This window comes from Pseudoalteromonas sp. T1lg88, assembly GCF_002964765.1.
In the GTDB taxonomy this organism is placed as follows: Bacteria; Pseudomonadota; Gammaproteobacteria; order Enterobacterales; family Alteromonadaceae; genus Pseudoalteromonas.
Window position 1 is genome coordinate 686,394 of sequence record NZ_PQCF01000032.1, and the last position, 18,649, is coordinate 705,042.

The 18,649-nt window shown below is 49.5% G+C and carries 16 protein-coding genes and 1 pseudogene; 5 read left to right on the forward strand and 12 right to left on the reverse strand.

Annotated features, from left to right (window positions below; all coding sequences use genetic code 11):
• Window positions 1-260: 260 nt before the first annotated feature.
• Both pyk and C2M34_RS14655 read left to right on the forward strand, forming a co-directional pair.
• Window positions 261-1,696, forward strand: a pseudogene (gene pyk, locus C2M34_RS14650) (pyruvate kinase).
• Between the two features lie 38 nt (window positions 1,697-1,734).
• Window positions 1,735-2,724 (forward strand): ATP-dependent 6-phosphofructokinase, encoded by a 990-nt coding sequence (locus tag C2M34_RS14655; RefSeq protein ID WP_105259174.1) that lies wholly within the window; start codon window positions 1,735-1,737, stop codon window positions 2,722-2,724.
• Window positions 2,725-2,762: 38 nt separating this feature from the next.
• Here the strand turns inward: C2M34_RS14655 and C2M34_RS14660 are convergent, their stop codons facing one another.
• From C2M34_RS14660 to ggt, 5 genes are all read right to left on the reverse strand, one after another.
• Window positions 2,763-3,236, reverse strand: a complete 474-nt coding sequence (locus C2M34_RS14660; RefSeq protein WP_105199068.1) for a helix-turn-helix domain-containing protein — start codon at window positions 3,234-3,236, stop codon at window positions 2,763-2,765.
• Window positions 3,237-3,419: 183 nt separating this feature from the next.
• Window positions 3,420-4,247: a LytR/AlgR family response regulator transcription factor gene (locus C2M34_RS14665; RefSeq protein WP_105199069.1), complete on the reverse strand. Its 828-nt coding sequence runs from the start codon at window positions 4,245-4,247 to the stop codon at window positions 3,420-3,422.
• Window positions 4,244-5,317: a sensor histidine kinase gene (locus C2M34_RS14670; RefSeq protein ID WP_105199070.1), complete on the reverse strand. Its 1,074-nt coding sequence runs from the start codon at window positions 5,315-5,317 to the stop codon at window positions 4,244-4,246. The genes C2M34_RS14665 and C2M34_RS14670 overlap by 4 nt, the downstream gene beginning before the upstream one ends.
• 171 nt (window positions 5,318-5,488) lie before the next feature.
• Entirely contained in the window at window positions 5,489-7,207 is a 1,719-nt protein-coding gene (locus C2M34_RS14675; protein WP_105259175.1) for an NAD-dependent malic enzyme, read from the reverse strand.
• A 155-nt stretch (window positions 7,208-7,362) separates the two neighbouring features.
• Window positions 7,363-9,126, reverse strand: a complete 1,764-nt coding sequence (gene ggt / locus C2M34_RS14680) for a gamma-glutamyltransferase (RefSeq protein ID WP_105259176.1) — start codon at window positions 9,124-9,126, stop codon at window positions 7,363-7,365.
• A gap of 246 nt (window positions 9,127-9,372) precedes the next feature.
• Between ggt and rrtA the strand changes: the two genes are divergently transcribed.
• Entirely contained in the window at window positions 9,373-9,954 is a 582-nt protein-coding gene (rrtA, locus tag C2M34_RS14685) for a rhombosortase (protein WP_105259177.1), read from the forward strand.
• A 78-nt stretch (window positions 9,955-10,032) separates the two neighbouring features.
• Here the strand turns inward: rrtA and C2M34_RS14690 are convergent, their stop codons facing one another.
• The 5 genes from C2M34_RS14690 to C2M34_RS14710 form a co-directional block, all read right to left on the reverse strand.
• Window positions 10,033-12,519, reverse strand: coding sequence for a S9 family peptidase (locus C2M34_RS14690; protein ID WP_105259178.1), 2,487 nt, complete (start codon window positions 12,517-12,519; stop codon window positions 10,033-10,035).
• 209 nt (window positions 12,520-12,728) lie between these two features.
• Window positions 12,729-13,955, reverse strand: coding sequence for an endonuclease/exonuclease/phosphatase family protein (locus C2M34_RS14695; protein ID WP_234000047.1), 1,227 nt, complete (start codon window positions 13,953-13,955; stop codon window positions 12,729-12,731).
• 152 nt (window positions 13,956-14,107) lie between these two features.
• The gene (locus tag C2M34_RS14700) at window positions 14,108-15,247 is read right to left on the reverse strand and encodes a 5-(carboxyamino)imidazole ribonucleotide synthase (protein ID WP_105259179.1); all 1,140 of its coding nucleotides are present in this window, start codon (window positions 15,245-15,247) and stop codon (window positions 14,108-14,110) included.
• Window positions 15,248-15,259: 12 nt separating this feature from the next.
• Entirely contained in the window at window positions 15,260-15,742 is a 483-nt protein-coding gene (gene purE / locus C2M34_RS14705) for a 5-(carboxyamino)imidazole ribonucleotide mutase (protein WP_105259180.1), read from the reverse strand.
• A 192-nt stretch (window positions 15,743-15,934) separates the two neighbouring features.
• The gene (locus tag C2M34_RS14710) at window positions 15,935-16,147 is read right to left on the reverse strand and encodes a hypothetical protein (RefSeq protein ID WP_105259181.1); all 213 of its coding nucleotides are present in this window, start codon (window positions 16,145-16,147) and stop codon (window positions 15,935-15,937) included.
• An 84-nt stretch (window positions 16,148-16,231) separates the two neighbouring features.
• Between C2M34_RS14710 and C2M34_RS16015 the strand changes: the two genes are divergently transcribed.
• On the forward strand, window positions 16,232-16,783 hold the full coding sequence (locus tag C2M34_RS16015; RefSeq protein ID WP_267894358.1) for a TetR/AcrR family transcriptional regulator: 552 nt from the start codon (window positions 16,232-16,234) through the stop codon (window positions 16,781-16,783).
• Between the two features lie 11 nt (window positions 16,784-16,794).
• On the opposite strand, the gene C2M34_RS14720 is transcribed toward C2M34_RS16015, so the two are convergent.
• The gene (locus C2M34_RS14720) at window positions 16,795-17,256 is read right to left on the reverse strand and encodes a GNAT family N-acetyltransferase (RefSeq protein WP_199878808.1); all 462 of its coding nucleotides are present in this window, start codon (window positions 17,254-17,256) and stop codon (window positions 16,795-16,797) included.
• Window positions 17,257-17,359: 103 nt separating this feature from the next.
• On the opposite strand from C2M34_RS14720, the gene C2M34_RS14725 reads away from it, so the two are divergent.
• The gene (locus C2M34_RS14725; protein ID WP_105199079.1) at window positions 17,360-17,566 is read left to right on the forward strand and encodes a hypothetical protein; all 207 of its coding nucleotides are present in this window, start codon (window positions 17,360-17,362) and stop codon (window positions 17,564-17,566) included.
• A gap of 43 nt (window positions 17,567-17,609) precedes the next feature.
• Here the strand turns inward: C2M34_RS14725 and htpX are convergent, their stop codons facing one another.
• On the reverse strand, window positions 17,610-18,470 hold the full coding sequence (gene htpX / locus C2M34_RS14730) for a protease HtpX (RefSeq protein WP_105199080.1): 861 nt from the start codon (window positions 18,468-18,470) through the stop codon (window positions 17,610-17,612).
• Between the last annotated feature and the right edge of the window lie 179 nt (window positions 18,471-18,649).

The window sequence follows — 18,649 nt, forward strand, 5'->3', positions numbered from 1 at the left end:
GGGTGTATAACCTGATTACGGCGGGCATTATAGGGAAAACTTGAGACCATTCAATCCCCGCCTTGGAATTATATCAAATTACCCCAATATCATTGCATAAAGGAGTCAGCTCGCGATTATAGCACAATTGACTGCATCTGACACCGGTGTCATACTACCGACACATAAATAGTAAAAAATACGTAAAAAGCAGACTCCGAGCTGTAATTAAGCCAGAGTTTGCTACCCTGCTATTAAGCAAATGCCTACGGGAGACTTTAATGCTTAGACGTACGAAAATCGTGGCCACCCTGGGTCCGGCAACGGACAGAGACAATAATCTAGAAAAAATCATCCGCGCTGGCACTAATGTGGTGCGCTTAAACTTTTCCCACGGTAAAGCCGCCGATCACCAAGAGCGTGCCGATGCAGTACGTGATATCGCCAGCCGCTTAGGCGTACATGTGGCCATTCTGGCCGACTTACAGGGCCCTAAAATTCGCGTTTCCACCTTTAAAGAAGGCAAGGTTACCCTGACTCAGGGCGATAAGTTTATTCTTGATGCGGACTTAGGTCCGGAGCAAGGCGATATTAACGGCGTGGGTATCGACTACAAAGAATTACCCCAGGATGTTAAATCTGACGACCTACTGCTCCTTAACGACGGTCTAATTCAATTGACCGTTGACCATGTTGAAGGCAACAAGGTGCACTGTATCGTTAAGGTCGGTGGTGTATTGTCAAACAATAAAGGCATCAACCGCTTAGGCGGCGGCTTAACGGCGCCCGCCTTTACCGATAAAGATAAAGAAGATTTGATCACCGCCACTAAAATTGGCGTCGATTACATCGCCGTGTCTTTCCCGCGCTGTGGCGAAGATATGCGCTATGTGCGCTCTTTGGCCGAAAAAGCCGGCTCTACAGCCCAGCTATTAGCTAAAATTGAACGTGCCGAAGCGGTGGAAAGCGTTGAAGCCATCGACGATATTATCCTGGCTTCCGATGCGGTCATGGTTGCCCGTGGCGACCTGGGTGTAGAAATTGGCGATGCCGAGCTGGTTGGTAAACAAAAGACCATTATCAATCGTGCCCGCTCCCTGAACCGTGTGGTGATCACCGCCACGCAGATGATGGAGTCCATGATAGACAACCCTATGCCGACCCGCGCCGAAGTAATGGATGTGGCCAACGCGGTATTGGACGGCACAGATGCCGTAATGCTATCGGCGGAAACCGCTGCTGGTGATTACCCAGAGCAAACCGTCGCCACCATGGCGCGCGTTTGTTTAGGCGCCGAGTCGCAAAAAGAAACCCATATTTCCAAACACCGCCTCGACAGCATGTTTGCCGACAACGCCGAGACGATTGCCCTGTCCGCCATGTATGCGGCCAACCACCTGGGTACGGTTAAAGCCATTGTGGCGCTGACAGAATCAGGTAACACGGCCAAGCTGATGTCACGTATTTCATCTGGCCTGCCCATCTATTCACTGTCGCGCCATAAACAAACGCTAGGTCAGTCTGCCCTGTATCGCGGCGTCTACCCGGTGCACTTCGATTCCAGCCTTATGAAAAAGAAGAAATTGCCAGCCAGGCGCTGTCGCGCTTAGTTGAGCTTGGCGACCTGCAGCAAGGTGATACTGTGATACTCACCCATGGCGACATGATGGAAACCGTTGGTGCCACAAATACCTTGAAAATTGTCACCGTTCAATAAATAGTAAGCATAGGTTTAAGCAACAGACGCAATAACTTATGACTAAATTGAAACGCGTCGCAATACTTACTTCCGGGGGCGATGCCCCCGGTATGAATGCGGCAATCCGTGCCCTTACCCTGCACGCTCTCTCCCATGACTATCAGGTTGTCGGCTTTTACGCCGGCTATAATGGCCTGATCAACGAAGACTATACCGAACTCAAGGCGTCCGATGTTGCTGACATCATACATCGCGGCGGCACCATTTTAAAATCCGCCCGTTGCCCACAAATGCTCAGTGAAGCGGGGATCCTCCAAGCGGCCAACAGCCTGCGCAAATGCCATATCGATGCCCTGGTAGTGATCGGTGGCGATGGTAGCTTCAAGGGCGCCCAAGCGCTGCAAGCCCATTGGCAAGGGCAGCTTATTGGTATTCCCGGCACCATAGACAATGATATCAATGGCACAGAGGCCACCATTGGCTTTAATACCGCCATAGATACGGCGCTCGATTGCATAGACAAGATTCGCGATACCGCTCAGGCCTTTGAACGCACTTTTGTGGTTGAGGTAATGGGCCGTGACTGCGGCATTTTGGCCATGGAAGCGGGCCTGGCCAGTGGCGCCGAGCAGATCATCTGCAAGGAACTTATCGATGATGAGCAGGCCTTTCTTGCAGAGCTAAAAGAAGAAATGGCACAGTCACTGCGCCAGGATAAGCACCCTAGTTATGTGCTGGTTATGGCGGAGCACTCGTTAAGTATCAGCGCTCAACAATTGGCCGAGCAGCTCAGCGAATACACAGGAGTCGATAGTCGCAGCGCTATTTTAGGTTATGTGCAACGAGGCGGAGCGCCGGTTGCCGGGGATCGTATTTTGGCGACTCAGTTAGGGGTCGCTGCGATTGAGCAATTAGCCAAGGGCACCAGCGGTGTGATGGTCGGCATAGAAAATAATGCCATCACCACCACCCTCTTTGCCGATACCGCCAATACACAAACCCGTAATAAGGACTTTGTGGCCCGGTTAAAGCAGTATCGACTTTGAGACTAGACAGAAAAAAGGCCGTGTAAACGGCCCCTTTGTTATCCTTCGGCGTGTGCCTTGTCGCTTCGCTCATACCAGATTTGATATTTATCACCTTGGTATTTCAACAGGGTAAATAAATATCCTGTGCTCAGCATTAGCAGGCCACCGACCAGTGCTGCCTCGTTTACAATACCCATAAGACAAAACAAGTAGCCGCAGAGATGGCACAGACGCTCAACATTTTGTGCCGAACTGCGCGTTGGTCTGGGCTGTAAAAAGTGAAAAACAAACCACAGTTTTAAAAACAGCGGCAGGTTTTTCCAATTATCCGAGCTTTTATCTATCATCACTTTCTCCTGGTTCAATGTTGCTAAATCGACATCGAGGGCAGCAGCCAGGCATTTTTGCGACTCTAAACTCGCATTGGCACCACTTTCTATCCTTTGCACTGTTCTGACGTTGAGCCCGGACATCTGCGCCAATTGCTCTTGCGATAATTGTCGACTCAAACGTAATTGCTTTAAATTCATAACCTGCCTCTTACTGCCTATCCATGTCAAAGTGAAGATTGAAGGAATATTAGCACTGTCGGGTACGAAAACTGCCCGACATTTACCCGACAGCAGGCATTTCAAAGCCTAAACCCAACAAAAAAGCGAGCACCCATGTCTCGCTTTTAATAAGATCTACTGATATTGATGAAGCTAGTTAAATTAATTAGCCAGAGCTGCCTTGACCTTATCACGGTAGCTACGGCTGACTTTCAGCTCCTGACCGTTAGTTAATACCAGAAGGTATTCACCACTGACCTGAGTCACCAGTTTGCTGATCTGTTTTGAATTGACGATGGCGCTGCGATGGACACGTACAAACAAACTAGGGTCGAGCTCACGCTCCAGCTCTTTCATGGTTTTACGTAATATATGAGTTTGTCCGTCGCCACAGTGAAGACACATATAATCACCGGCGGCATCCACCCATTGAATGCTATTGGTCGACACACGGATGATCTCACCCTGCTCTTTCACCGCCAATGATTCCGGGTAGCGCTTGGTCTCCAAGCTGTCACCGCTGGCTAATTTCTTAAGAATTTCTTCACAGTTATTACCTGTGATCCCGGCCACAAAACTGGCCAGCTTTTTCTTATGAATATTATCTTGTTGTGTTTTTAAATGTGATTGCACTTTTTCCACCGCCTGTTTTAGTCTGTCGTCATCCACAGGTTTGAGCACATAATCGAGCGCATGTACTTCAAAGGCCTGCACGGCATAGCGATCGAAGGCGGTAACGAACACCACAAGGGGTTGCTGCTCGGTGGGCAAGTGCGCTAGCGCATCCGCCACCTCAAAGCCGTTCATTCCTGGCATCTGAATATCCAAAAACACCAAATCTATCGTTTGCGATTGACACAAGGCCACCGCATCGGCACCTTGAGCACACTGCTCGATGACTTCTACGTTATCGAGTTGCGCCAAACGTACGGCCAAGCCCTTACGTGCTAAGGACTCGTCATCGACGATCAGGGTTTTTATGGTATTCACTCTGTTACTGCCTTCTCAAAAGGGATACGAATATTGACGGTTAAACCAGTCGGCGTATTCCCTGATAATACAAATGAATAATTGTTCTCGTAAAGTGTCTTCAATCTATCCTTGGTATTGGCTATGCCAACGCCACCGGCGTGCAGCAGCTGCCCATCTTTAAGCTCTGTGCCCGGGCCGTTATCACTGACCTCAAGCAACAATTCCTTGGCAAACACCTGAGCCTTCACACTGATTACCCCGCCTTGGGTCATCTGCGCTATGGCATACTTCAACGAGTTTTCAATTAACGGCTGCAAAATAAGGCTCGGCACCAAGGCTTCTCTGGCCTCGTCACTGATATCCATCTGCACAGCCAAGCGGTCGTCGAAGCGTACCCGCTCAATATCTAAATACAGGCTTAGGGCATGTAATTCCTGCTCTAAGGCCACTTTTTTAATGGGGTCTGTGTTAAGCGTATAGCGCAAAAAGTCACTTAATCGCGACACCATCTTGTTGGCATCCTTGTTTTCCTCCACCAAGATCAAGGTCGATATGGCGTTGAGAGTATTAAACAAAAAATGCGGATTAAGCTGATAGCGCAGCATTTTCAATTGCGCTTCATGGGCCATGGTATTGGCCTTCAGTGCCTTTTGTCTTTCGCCCTGTAAGAGCTGGTAGTATTTGATCCCGAAATACAAACCACTCCAACATAAAATGATATAAACCGAATCCAGGCCTTGTTGAAAATAGTAAAACCACTCATCGGGGCGATAACCATGGCGGTAAATTTCCCACAGGTTAAACTTTTGCACCACCGACCACAGGGTTCCTGTGATATAGGACACCCCGAACACCACCAGCACCAAGATCCAGGGTTTGGCATTCCACACCCGGCGGTACAAATAGCGCAGCGGCACCGTCATCAGGCACCCGGCATAGGCATTAAGCAAGATCACAAACACGTAAATATCACGCATTTCAAAGACCTTGGAACCTATGTAGTTAACCAGGGCATAGCCTATCCATCCGGCGATTTGCAGGACCCAGAAAAAACGCTGGCGATTATCGACTAATTGCTGCCAATTCAAAATTCACTTAACTCCTTGCCAACGCCATCAATATCCATGTGCGCTGCATACTTATCTAACATCATTATTAATAAAGCCGGCTCAAAAGGCACTGTATTTGGTCTTATCTAACCCTTCCTTCAACGCAAAAACGCCGCACGGTGGGTGCGGCGTTTACTTATATGACGGTGATTAAATACTCACACGCTTATAGTTGCGATATTCGGGGTGCCAATAATTCTTATCTATGGCCTTAATAATGTCCTCGTCACTGACCTCCAGTGCCTCCCCCTGCTCAATCGCTACCTTGGCCACCGCAAAGGCAATACGCTTAGACAAGGCTTCAATTTGAGTCAATGGCGGCAGCAAGCTGCCCATACCTGAGTTGGCCAAGGGCGAACTCGACGCCAGGGTTTCACTGGCGGCCATCAGCATTTCATCGGTAATACGTTTGGCTTTAATGGCAATAACACCCAGACCAATGCCCGGGAAAATATAGCTGTTGTTACACTGTGGAATGTTGTAGTCCTTGCCCTCATGGCTAATGGTCCCGAACGGGCTGCCGGTGGCAATGATGGCCTGGCCATTGGTCCAGTTCACTACATCTTGAGGATGGGCTTCAACCTGCTTTGACGGGTTCGACAGTGGGAAAATAATCGGCTGTGGATTATTTTCTGCCATGGTACGTACAACCTGCTCGGTAAAGAGCCCAGGTTGGCCCGATACGCCGATTAGTATGCCCGGCTCAGCACAGTGCATCACATCGAGCAAGGACGGATAATCGCCGCTGTATTGCCACTGCGCAAGGTTATCCTGAGACTGCATCAGCGCCTGTTGGAAATCACGCAACCCTTCCATGCCTTCGGCCAACAGACCAAAACGGTCTACCATGAAGATTTGACTGCGTGCCTGGGCATCACTGATACCTTCAGACACCATTTGGCTGATAACCTGCTCGGCAATACCACAGCCTGCAGAGCCGGCGCCAACAAACACCACCTTTTGCTCACTCAGCTTAGTGCCTTTCACCCGGCAAGCGGCCAACAAGGTACCCACAGTCACTGCTGCTGTGCCCTGGATATCATCGTTAAAGCTACAGATCTCATCACGGTAGCGTTTCAACAGTGGCATGGCGTTAGGCTGAGCGAAATCTTCAAACTGCAGCATCACACTTGGCCAACGGCGCTTAACCGCTTTAATGAAGAGATCAAGAAACTCGTCGTATTCCTGCTGACCGATACGCTTATGACGCGCCCCCATATACATAGGGTCGTTCAATAATTTCTCATTATTGGTACCCACATCCAGCATCACCGGCAAGGTATAAGCCGGGCTAATGCCACCACAGGCTGTGTACAGAGACAGTTTACCAATGGGAATCCCCATACCGCCGATGCCCTGATCGCCTAGGCCCAAAATACGCTCGCCGTCGGTGACCACAATCACCTTCACCTTGCCCTTGGTGGCATTGCGAAGAATGTCGTCGATATTATGTCTGTCTTCATAAGAGATAAATAAGCCACGTGAACTGCGGTAAATATCGGAGAACTGCTCACAGGCATCGCCCACGGTTGGCGTATAGATAATGGGCATCATCTCGTCGATATGATCGCGTACCAAACGGTAATACAGGGTCTCGTTATTATCTTGAATGGCGCGCAAGTAGATATGCTTATTAAGATTATCGCTAAAGCTGGAGTATTGTTGATAACAACGCTCCGCCTGCTCTTCGATGGTTTCAAAGCGTGGCGGCAATAAGCCGGCCAGGTTAAAACTCTCACGCTCACGCTGCGTAAAAGCACTGCCTTTATTGAGCAAGGGTGTCTCTAACAGAGTGGGGCCGGAATATGGAATATAAAGATAATTTGGATCGCTGATTTGTGTGTGAGGTGCGGATGATTTATCAGTCATGATGCCTACTTAGCGCAGAATACAATTGCCTGATATTATTGCCCCTTGAGGGTAAATTGCAAACCGAAATCGGCTAGATTACGTATTCATCCCCAGTTTTTGGGCTTGTTAGCAATTAACCAACAAGCCCCTGAATTTATATTAACATTGGTGCCCTATTGGCCCAGTGCTATGCCCTCACGCCTGGGATCGGCGCTGCCATAAAGTTTGCCATCAATGACCTCCACAGCATGCAGACCTGAGTTCAGATCGCCAATGCGTACCTCATGACCACGCAACTCAAATTGCGCTTTCAGCTTGGCTAATTCGGTCCCCTGCTCCAAGGTGGTTACATCGTTGCGATTGGTCAGACGCGGCATATTGATGGCCTGCTGCGCTGTAAGCCCCCAATCAAGCACACCGATTATGCTGTGCGCCACATAATTGATAATGCGACTGCCGCCGGGTGAGCCTATCACTAGGCGCAGTGAGCCATCTTCATTAAACACCATAACAGGTGCCATGGAGCTGCGCGGGCGCTTATTGCCCTCAACGCGGTTTTGCACATATTTACCGTCGCGCTTAGGCGAGAGCGCAAAATCTGTGAGTTGGTTATTCAACAAATAGCCATTCACCATGACAGACGAGCCAAACGCCATTTCGATAGAGGTGGTCATGGACACCGCATTGCCCTTTGCATCGACGATGGAAATATGGCTGGTATTAGGCAGCTCAAAGGCATCGTCCTCGGCATAACTTACACCCAAAACCGGGTTGCCGTGACGCTGCTTATAATCTTGTTCACCTATTAAAGCCGCACGCTTATCCAAATAAGCGCTGTCCATCAAGGCTTGAGTGGGAACCGCCTGGAAATCCGGGTCGGCCATATAAACGTTACGGTCGGCAAAGGCCAATCTCGAAGCCTGGGTAAAGTAATGCAACGCTTCTGGGTCATTAACCGGATATTGACTTAGCTTTTTGTGCTCCAGCAATTTCAGAATTTGCAGGACCGCCATACCGCCACTGCTTGGTGGCGCCATAGAGCATACACGGTAGCTATGGTAGCCAACGCAGATAGGAGCACGCTCTTTGGCTTGATAGCCTTGAATATCCGCTTCGGTTAAAAGACCTGGAGCAATCTCGCTGTGCTGCACTGCATTGGCGATGGCCGTGGCGTTGTCACCCTGATAAAAGGCGGTAACGCCCTGCTCAGCCATCTGCTGATATAGGGCTGCAAGCTCAGGGTTTTTGCGTATCGTGCCCACGGCTAAAGGCTCGCCGCCGGGAAAGAAATAGTCGCTGGACACCGGCAGCTTTTCAACACCTGGGTTGATGCGACGGGCCAGCAGGTTATGCAGCCGCGGCGATACCTCAAATCCTTGCTCGGCTAAGGCAATGGCGTCGCTAAAGAGTTCTTCCCATGCCAAATTGCCGTACTGGGTGTGGGCATCGGCCAAGGCTTTCATCACCCCGGGCACACCCACGGAGCGACCACCGACGACCGCATCTATCCAGCGCACCGCCTTGCCTTCACTATCGAGAAATAGCTCGGGTATGGCCGCTTTTGGCGCGGTTTCACGGCCATCAAAGGTAGTTAACTGACGCCCCTGCGCATCATAATGCATAATAAAGGCGCCGCCTCCTATACCCGATGATTGCGGCTCAACCAGGGTTAAAACCAGTTGTACGGCGATGGCAGCATCTATGGCGCTACCGCCTTTGGCCAATACCGCCTCGCCGGCCTTTACCGCATAAGGGTTCGCGGCGGCAACCATGTATTTGTCGCCGACAACCTGATGTTTGGCGACAATACTGGTGGTGGCTTCGGGCTCTCTGTCGGCGAGCACCTGTTTGTTGGCACTGGGTTCTTCGGTAGTAACGCAGCCGGTAGTAAGAAAAAGAGTGGCTGCAAGAGTAAGCAGGGATTTAGAAAAAGTCATAATAGCGCTAGAGTCTGTTTATCTTGTTTGAGATTGGCATCTTAAGGGAAATACCAATTCACTTAAATAGCTAATCATTCTAGCGGGCTAAATATCATGCTCACTGTGTTGGGATTTTTCTATGTAGAATATAAGAAAAAATTCCGCCTTGTGAGCATATCATTTATCCAGCGCTATATCTGATCACATACTTAACAGAATTGGTATAAACGGGCACAATACGCAAAAATAATAGATAATCGCCCTATGTTTAAATCCTTGTTTAAAAAGTCGACCTTATTTGCTCCTTTAGCCCTGATCATTCTCTGCATACTGATCATGGTTTTCAATTTGAATCCCGTGCTGCAGTTTGACCGCGGCGCCATCAATGACGGGCAAGTCTATCGTCTGCTTAGCGGTAACTTCAGCCACAGTAATGGCGCCCATTTATTAATGAATATGGCCGGCGTTGGCGCCCTTTGGCTTCTTCATCATCATTTTTTTACGGTACGTGGCTATTGGCTGGCGGTACTGAGTATTTCAATCGTCTGCACCGGGCTTATTTATCTGTTCGCCGATAATATAGATATTTACGTTGGCCTAAGCGGCACCTTGCATGGCCTATTGGTCTATGGCGCCCTTCGGGATATTTGCAGCGGCGAGAAAACCGGTTACCTGCTGTTATTAGGCGTGTTGATCAAGGTGGCCTATGAGCAACTTATCGGCGCCAGCGCCGACTTAGAAACCCTTATCGCCTCGCGGGTGGCCATTGAAGCCCATTTATTTGGCGTTATAGGCGGTGTGGCGCTGGGGGCACTGCACTGGTTAAGGCATCGCGCTCGCCAGTAAATTAGCTTACCTAGAGAAGAAAATAAAAAGCCCGGGGGGGGGAAACCCGGGCTTTTTTATGCGCTTAACGATAAAGCATCATAGATTTTCTTTAAACAGCTTGTGAATACGACGGTATTCATCGAGCCAGCTTGAAGGCTGGATAAAACCATGCGGCTCCACTGGGAAGATGGCGGTCTCGAAGTTCTCTTTTTCCAGCTCAATAAAGCGCTGAACCAAGCGTACTACGTCCTGGAAGAACACATTGTCATCAACCATGGGGGCGTTGATCAGCAGTGGCTTTTGTAAACCCTCGGCGAAGTAAATCGGCGAGCTGCGTTCATAAGCGATGGGATCAACATCCGGACGGTTTAGAATGTTCGAGGTGTACGGCGCATTGTAATGAGCCCAGTCGCTGACCGGACGCAAGGCGGCACCGGCTTGGAATACTTCCGGCGCGGTGAACAGAGCCATAAAGGTCATAAAGCCGCCGTAAGAGCCGCCATAAGTGCCTACCGCACCGGTATCAACATTGGCATGCTCGGCCATCCAGTTAACACCATCGATCAGATCTTGGGTTTCCGGTGTGCCCATTTGGCGATAAATAGCGGTACGCCAATCACGGCCATAGCCTTTTGATGCCCGGTAATCCATATCCATCACCACATAGCCCTCATCGGCCAGTAAGGAGTGGAACATAAATTCACGGAAATAACCGGACCAACCGAAGTGTGAGTTTTGCAGGTAGCCGGCACCATGGTTAAAGATCACCGCTTTACGGGTCTTACCACTTTCCCCTTCCACGTAGTCGCTTGGGTAATAAACCTTGGCATACACAGGCTGCTCACCATGACTTGAAGGCACAGCAACAATTTTCGGCGCTGTCAGTTTAGTGGCTTTAAATTGCTCGGATACGGTGTGAGTCAGTTGTGTCACTTCAGACTTAGGCGCCGCGTCCATCACAAATAGCTCAGGTGGATTCATAATGGTCGAATGCGTCAGCAACAGTTTGCTCTGATCAGGGCTGAGCACATAATCCGTCATACCGTTAAGGTCGGTCAGTGCTTCAAAATCACCACCGGCCAACGGCAAACGGTAGATTTCATAGATACCTGGGTGCTTTATATTGCCCTTAAAGTAAAGATAAGCATCATCATTGCTTAGAGTCAGATCGGAAACCTCAAACGCACCACGAGTACGCTGCGTCGCCTTACCATCTAACGCCTTGGTATAGATATGGCTATAACCGGACTGCTCAGATAGGTAATACAAGGTATCGCTGTTATTTAACCAACCGAAGTCGTTAAAGGTGTAGTTTACCCAAGCATCATCGTGCAATCTGTGTTGGTTAACCAGCTTTTTGCCATTGAAATCAACGGTGGCAATCCAGCGGTCTTTGTTATCCCAGGCTTCCAGCATAACAGCGACTTGCGTACCGGCGTTATTCCAGACAATAGCGCTTTGATCCCAGCCCCAGTCCATCATTAGATTGATTTCACGACGTTTCTTTTCAGATTGGTACTTTTTACCTTCGCGGGCATAGTTTTGTGCTTTCACTTCCGCCAGTACGTCTTCATCCCAACCGGGCAAGGTATTGTAGGTCAGGGTCGACTTCTGCTTGCTATCCAGGTCGATATACACCAGCTCGGTTTCCTGCGGCTTATCATCGGCCACACGGCGACGAGCAGGAACCGCATCAATACCGGCATCATCCGTAATGTAATTAGGCATGATATCGCCTTCACCACGCCAGCTGCGGGTGTCGGTCAGGGCCACAATCAGCTTAGTGCCATCCGGTGATAACTGGGCATCAACTAGACGCTTGTTCTCACCCAGGTAAATGCTGGCATCCACCAAAGCATCGTTGGCATCAAGCAAGGCCTGTTGGCGCGCGACGGCATCTTTTTTGTTTTTTAACTGCAAGGCGACATAGTCGATTAGCTTATGCTGCTCTTTGGCTATGTAGCTGCTTGGCTCACTCACCTTCACCGGCGTGTCTTCAAGCTTTAGGTTGACCAGCTCGCTGTGCTGACCCGTGCTTAAATCCACCTGCATAAACAGGTTACCGACTCGGTAGACCAAGGAGTTGTCATTTAAAAACTGCGGCTTAGATTCAAATGCCGACGTTTTAGTAATTTGGATCAGGGTGTTGTTAAGAAGATCCTTAACAAAGATATCACCTTCAAACTGATAGGCCTGCAAACGCAGGTCTTTGCTCATAACCGCGGCGTCATCGCCCAAGGTATGAAGCTCGTTCAGAGGTACCACGGCAGCGCTGTTGCCAAGCGCTTGAACATAATGATCTCTTAGTTCATTGCCCTGCTGCTTCTGTTGATAAATCACCGCGCCAGAGTCGGCGCGCCAAAACGCACCTTCCGGCTGGTTACCCAACCAGTCTGGATGCGCCATGGCCTGCTCTAGGGTGATGGCAATAGAGCCTGGCTTAGCTGGAGTCGATACTTGTTGTTTTTCAATGGTGCTGGGCTCGGCATTAACCGCTGCCACGCTTTGCGGTGCCGTGCTTTGACAGCCCGCAAGGATAAAGCTAGAAGCTATGGTGGCCGCTAGCACTGTTTTATGAAACATAATTATTAGTATTGAAATTGCAGGTGCAAAGATTTAAGCAAAATCTCAGCAATAAAAACAGATGTTTTAGATTAAATAGGCGCTTAACGGGGTGAATAACAACGCAAAAAAAGGTCAGCAAGTCTTGCTGACCAAAACTCTGCGCTAGCAATAAAACAAGCTATGAACCTGTTCCCTATAAATATAGACCATAATTTAAACAAATACGTTTATTCATTTGCGATTATCTGCACATCCATCCAAACCAGACGATGATCCGAAGATAGCTTTCTATCGCGCACTAACTCATAACCTGCTTCACCTTCTGCCGGCCAATACACACCCGAGTCCACTGGCTGCAAACCGAATTTGGACGGCAAAACATAATCGACACGGGCCTGCCAGCTGGCGGTATAGAATTTTGCAAAAGGCTCGGTCGAGGATTCGGCGCCTCCCTTGCTAACAGGTATTAGGCTGCTATCCACCTTGGGATGTTTTAATAGCTGATCGATGGCCTCAGGCCTTGCCTTGGGGCCTTGGGGCGCGGCGTTTAAGTCACCAAGAATCACAAATCGTCCGTCGCCGCTGAGGCCGCCCACTTGCGCCTTATCATCCACAAGGTAACCTGGGGCTGGCGTGGCGATATAGTCCGCGACTAACTTGAGCTCAGCAAAATTACGCAGGCCGTTTCTGTCTTCCGGGCCGTCAAAAACAGGCGGCGTGGGATGCGAGGCAAGAATATGCAGGCGTTCACCGGCAACCTCTAAGGGAATATCCCAAAATGATTTTGAGCTTAAACGCGCCGCCTGCCAGGTTTGTTGATCATAAAAAGGCTGGCCATTAAGCAGGGGCATAGAAGCGCCGCTTTGCGTATACCAAGGCAAATGCTGGAAGGTACGCACCGCATCAGTATCTATGGGAAAACGGCTCAGCAACAGCATGCCGTATTGACCGGGATAAAAACCAAAACCATAGGCATCACCCGCTATGCCAGACTTTTTGCCATTTCCATCAAAGTCATACTCACTGGCAACACCTGTATTGACCGGCGCCGCATAGCTGTATTGATAGCTAATGGCTTGGTAGTCGCCATGGGCCTGAGCAAGAAAATTTTGCTGAAACAGCGCTACGTTTTGTTGCCAATCACCAGTGAAATCAAATTCATTAAGTAAAATAACATCCGGGCGTACAGCCTGGATAATGGTGGCGACATTATGAATTTGCGGGTGGCGGCCCTTGGCCAGTAACTGAGGCAGTGGCGACTCGGTTAAGGAGGTAAAACGTTCGTTGTAATTAGAGCCGTCCATACTGACGTTAAAGGTGGCAATACGTATGCTGGGCGCAGATTGCGCGGCATCAGAGTTAAGCCTGGGGGTGGCGCTGGCGCAAGCGCTTGAAGCGCTTACCCCGAGCATAAATACGCCCAGAAGAGAAAAAGCCCGAGATTGTGCTTTCATACTAGATTCCATTAAGCTGACGAAAAATGCTAGTACCAATTCAGGGAAATAGGTACTAGGTCGCAATGGTAGCAGCTAAACTTTTGACTTTGTAATGAAAAGAGATGAAAAAACCGAGCTTAGCTCGGTTTTTAAGAAGTGCCTGATTTGGCTTAATTTAGAGTGAGGCGTTTGGCCATAGCCGCAATCCCAGGGTATTGCTCCTCGGGCAGATACTCAACCAACGTCGCTAAACGCTCACCCAAGGCATGCAGGTTATCGGCACTGACGTTAATATGCCCCATTTTACGCCCAGGCTTTACGCCCTTACCGTACCAGTGGCTGCGGGTTTGCGCTACGCTAAGTACCTCGGCTGGAATAGCCGCCTGACCCAACACATTGATCATTGCGCTTGGACGCAATAAGGCAGTGTCACCTAACGGCAAACCGGCAACGGCACGCACATGGTTTTCAAACTGACAGCTATAGGCGCCCTGTTGTGTCCAGTGCCCAGAGTTATGCACCCGTGGTGCAATTTCATTAACCAGAAGTTGGCCGTCAACATCAAAGAACTCTATGGCCAGTACGCCCACATAATTAAGCGCATTCGCCAATTTGCTATAGGCGTCAATGGCTTGCTGTTGCACGCTGTCATTTACTAATCCGGCCACAGACAAAGTGAGTACACCGTTAGTGTGTTCATTCTCTGTTACCGGGTAGATGGCTACATTACCCTCTTGATCACGGGCGCCGATCACCGACACTTCGCGCTCGAATGGGATCATTTTTTCGCAAATGATGCTGTGCTCAGGGTCTTTTTCTAAAAACTCACGCATTTCGGCCCAAATCTGTTCCGCATCCGCGGCGTCTTTTAAGCGCCATTGACCCTTGCCATCATATCCTGCCTGACAGGTTTTAATCACCAGGGGTAAGGCCAACTCAGAAATAGCTTTATCCAGGTGGCTACGCTCGGTTACCAGCACATAAGGGGCGCTCGGTACACCAGCGCGCTCTAGCAAGGCTTTTTCTTTAGCTCGGTCACCACCGCAGGCAATGGCTTCTTCGCCAGGGAAGAACTTACCGCTTTGCTCACACTGCGCCAATACATCCGCAGGAATATGCTCGAATTCAGCGGTAATGCGCTCGCTCTGTGCGATCGCCTGCTCCAGCGTTAATTCATAGGTTTCACCGGTTACCGGGTGGACCACCTGCTTTGAGCCTACATCATAGGCACGGATATGAATATCCAAAGGCGCGCCAACAAGCGCCATCATTCGCGCTAATTGTCCCGCACCAAGCACTAACATCTTCATGGCTACCGGACCTTATTCAGCTGGGTTTGTGTTAGCTAAAACGGTATCGGTTTGCTCTTTACGGAAAGCATCGATTTTTGCCAATAACTCAGGCTGTTGACAGCCTAAGATCTGTGCCGCTAACAAGCCAGCATTGGCCGCACCCGGATCGCCAATGGCTAGCGTGCCTACGGCAACGCCTTTAGGTATTTGGCAAATAGAGAGCAATGAATCAACACCGTTTAGGGCTTTAGACTTCACAGGTACACCCAGCACTGGTAGTGAAGTGAAGGCAGCAGCCATACCTGGTAGGTGAGCAGCACCGCCGGCACCGGCGATAATTACCTTGATACCACGCTCGGCGGCAGATGAGGCATAATCGGCCAACAATTGAGGAGTACGGTGCGCCGAAACAACCTTGGTTTCATAGTCGATGCCAAATTTATCCAACATATCCGCTGCATGTTGCATAGTGGGCCAATCAGACTTGGAACCCATAATAATACCTACTTTCATTGTCACTCCTCGGGTCAATAACGATACCAATTTAACTATGGTTTTCACTAAGCTTTAGTGCGCCGGCGCCAAGCTATCACACTTGAGGGGTACGCCCGCCCATAGCTGTTGGCCATTTGCCAACAATAAGTTGCGGCGCATTATACAAAAAAGCCAGATAAAAAGCATGCCAAGTTGGCCGATAAAATGGCCTTATTCTGACTTACCATGCTGCTTGTTTTGCTGAGCTTCACGCCACGCCAGTGTAAACTCCTTAGGCCCTAAGATAAGTGCCAAGAGCACTAAGCCACCTGGCAGTAAAATTGCTTTGAGTATAGGACCTAGGATATAACTATAAAAAACAATAAATGGCATAAAGAGGATATACCCAAGCACCCAAGTAACGGGGTTAGTGTCTGATTTCATGCTGTTTTCCTTAACGATTTAAAAATGAGCGCGCTCATTATAATAATTGAGCGCGCTCAATTTCAACTCTTTAGCAGGCATTTTGTGAGCAATAACCAAGTAGGAAACAAGGTAATAAGCAAAAAGCAGTTAACCCGGGAGCGCATCTTGGATGCAGCTTGGCAACTATTCCTGGAGCATGGCTTTGCCGCCACTTCTACACGCGATATTGCCAAACAGGCCCAGGTAGCCAATGGCACCCTGTTTACCCACTTTGAAAATAAAGACGATTTGTTACGCCAACTTATGCTGATGCATATAGATAAAGTGATAGCCAGCGCTAAACGTGAAGATACCTTCGAGCAGCCGAAGCTGAAAATGCGTCACTATGCTCTGCACCTCTATCGTTTCTATTTACAGCACACGGAATTCAGCAAGTCCTTATTGCAGGGCCTAGTATGGCAAGGCGCGTTTTTCAGCGCGCAGATGGAGGCATTTAAAAAGTTACTGTTCGATGGTACGCGTCAATACGATGAGGTGCGAGCCGCGGCCATGATGGACTGCTATTTTATGACCTTAATTGAAGGCCTTAACAGCGAAAACCCGGATGTCTCTACCCTAGTTCGTCGTTTGAGCGCTAAGATAGCGCTGTTATAGGCCGAGAATGCCTAGGAGCGAGGAAGCCAGGGCAATTGATAGACCCCAGGCTCACTGCACACAAAGCCAAGGCGTTGCAGCAGCTTAATACTGCGCAGGTTATCCAGATGCACCCGGGCTTGTATTGTGGTTACATCGGCGCCCATATACTGCTGCCCCTCGGACAATAATAAAGACAAGGCACTATGCATTAGGCCTTGCCCCCAAAACAGGGGGTGGAGTTCATAGCCAATTTTAGCCACCTTGGTATGGGCATCATAAATGCCACAGCTGCCCACTACTTGCTCCTGATAGACGATAGCCATGCGTACTCCTTCACCCGTAAGTAGCAGCTCTATGTCCCCTTGAATAATATCTTGAACCTCGGATGGGTTTGAAGGAAGGGCATAATCGTTATAGCGACTGACTTCTTGGTGCGTAAGTATACCATAGAGGGCCGACACGTCTTTATGCCGTATTGGGCGAAGCGCCAATGAGGCTTCCTGGCAATGGATCATGAAACTTAGCTCGCAGAGGTTGAGTTGCGGGATTATTGCCTTAAACTAGGGCCATCAGCAAGTTTAAAACGGCAAGCGAATGAGCCAAGCACAATTTATCATGGTGCCCCCCACCACAACAGTATACTGCCCAGAGCGTGGCGAGGGATGGACGCTAACGGGGATCACCGGCCTGGACGAATATACCTCGGTGATGTTTGGCGGGGTGCGTTATACCCTGTCGGCCAAGGAAATCGTTGAGCAACTGCTGCCTAATCAGCAAGCGCGCGAACAAGCGGGCAGCTAGAACCAATAAAAAAGGGCCTTTCGGCCCTTTTTTATTATTACTTTTACTTTAACGCGTTAATACGCGCATCCAACGGTGGGTGCGAAGCAAACAACTCGCCGATTGAACGCCCCGAGGCAATACCAAAGGCCATCATAGAACCTTCTAGCTGCGACTCACGGTTGCCCTTTAAGCGCTCCAGTGCGGCACGCATCTTATTGGCACCAACTAGTTCCGCAGCCCCTCGGTCAGCGGCATATTCGCGTTTACGGCTGAAGTAGGCCACAACCACGGAAGCAAGCACACCAAAGAGAATTTGAAACAGCATATCAAAGATGAAGTATGTCCAGCTTGGGCCGCTTTCTTCTTCATTGCCGCTTAGGAAGTTATCCACCACCCCGGCAAGTACTTTCGCCAGGAAGATGACAAAGGTGTTCACCACGCCTTGGATCAGCGTCAGGGTAACCATATCACCGTTAGCCACGTGCGATACCTCATGAGCCAGTACCGCCTGCGCTTCATCCTGGGTCATGTTATGAAGTAAACCACTGCTTACCGCTACTAAGGCATTGTTTTTAGACGGGCCGGTAGCAAAAGCGTTGATCTCAGGGCTATCGTAAATCGCCACCTCGGGCATTTTAATACCGCGCTGCTGTGCCTGCTCGGCTACTGTGGCCACCAGCCATTGCTCGGTTTCGGTACGCGCCTGTTCGATAACATAGGCGCCAGTTGAACGCTTAGCTATCCATTTCGACATGGCTAAAGAAATAAAGGCGCCGCCAAAGCCAAATACTGCAGCGATCACTAAGATCCCGCCCATGCTGCGCGAGGAAATGCCTAAAACTGCAAAAATAATCGATAACACCACCCCTAGGACCAGCATTACCGCTAGGTTGGTCAATAAAAAAAGCACTACACGCTTCATACGTCATTCTCCAATCGAGTAAGATTATTCATTAGGGGTCTCCCTTAGCTGGGGTCCAGCGCTTACGGGGCATCCTGACCCATAATGGATAGCATCACTCTCGGCTCTATGAGTCCTATATATAGGCTAACCATGACAGCATCAAGACATTGTAACTTAAACAATTGTAAAGAGTTGTA

Excerpts from the sequence above, each read along its gene's own strand:
- C2M34_RS14655 (WP_105259174.1), top strand. The coding sequence starts at position 1,735 with ATGACTAAATTGAAACGCGTCGCAATACTTACTTCCGGGGGCGATGCC.
- C2M34_RS14660 (WP_105199068.1), bottom strand. The coding sequence starts at position 3,236 with ATGAATTTAAAGCAATTACGTTTGAGTCGACAATTATCGCAAGAGCAA.
- C2M34_RS14675 (WP_105259175.1), bottom strand. The coding sequence starts at position 7,207 with ATGACTGATAAATCATCCGCACCTCACACACAAATCAGCGATCCAAAT.
- ggt (WP_105259176.1), bottom strand. The coding sequence starts at position 9,126 with ATGACTTTTTCTAAATCCCTGCTTACTCTTGCAGCCACTCTTTTTCTT.
- rrtA (WP_105259177.1), top strand. The coding sequence starts at position 9,373 with ATGTTTAAATCCTTGTTTAAAAAGTCGACCTTATTTGCTCCTTTAGCC.
- C2M34_RS14690 (WP_105259178.1), bottom strand. The coding sequence starts at position 12,519 with ATGTTTCATAAAACAGTGCTAGCGGCCACCATAGCTTCTAGCTTTATC.
- C2M34_RS14695 (WP_234000047.1), bottom strand. The coding sequence starts at position 13,955 with ATGAAAGCACAATCTCGGGCTTTTTCTCTTCTGGGCGTATTTATGCTC.
- C2M34_RS14700 (WP_105259179.1), bottom strand. The coding sequence starts at position 15,247 with ATGAAGATGTTAGTGCTTGGTGCGGGACAATTAGCGCGAATGATGGCG.
- purE (WP_105259180.1), bottom strand. The coding sequence starts at position 15,742 with ATGAAAGTAGGTATTATTATGGGTTCCAAGTCTGATTGGCCCACTATG.
- C2M34_RS14710 (WP_105259181.1), bottom strand. The coding sequence starts at position 16,147 with ATGAAATCAGACACTAACCCCGTTACTTGGGTGCTTGGGTATATCCTC.
- C2M34_RS14725 (WP_105199079.1), top strand. The coding sequence starts at position 17,360 with ATGAGCCAAGCACAATTTATCATGGTGCCCCCCACCACAACAGTATAC.
- htpX (WP_105199080.1), bottom strand. The coding sequence starts at position 18,470 with ATGAAGCGTGTAGTGCTTTTTTTATTGACCAACCTAGCGGTAATGCTG.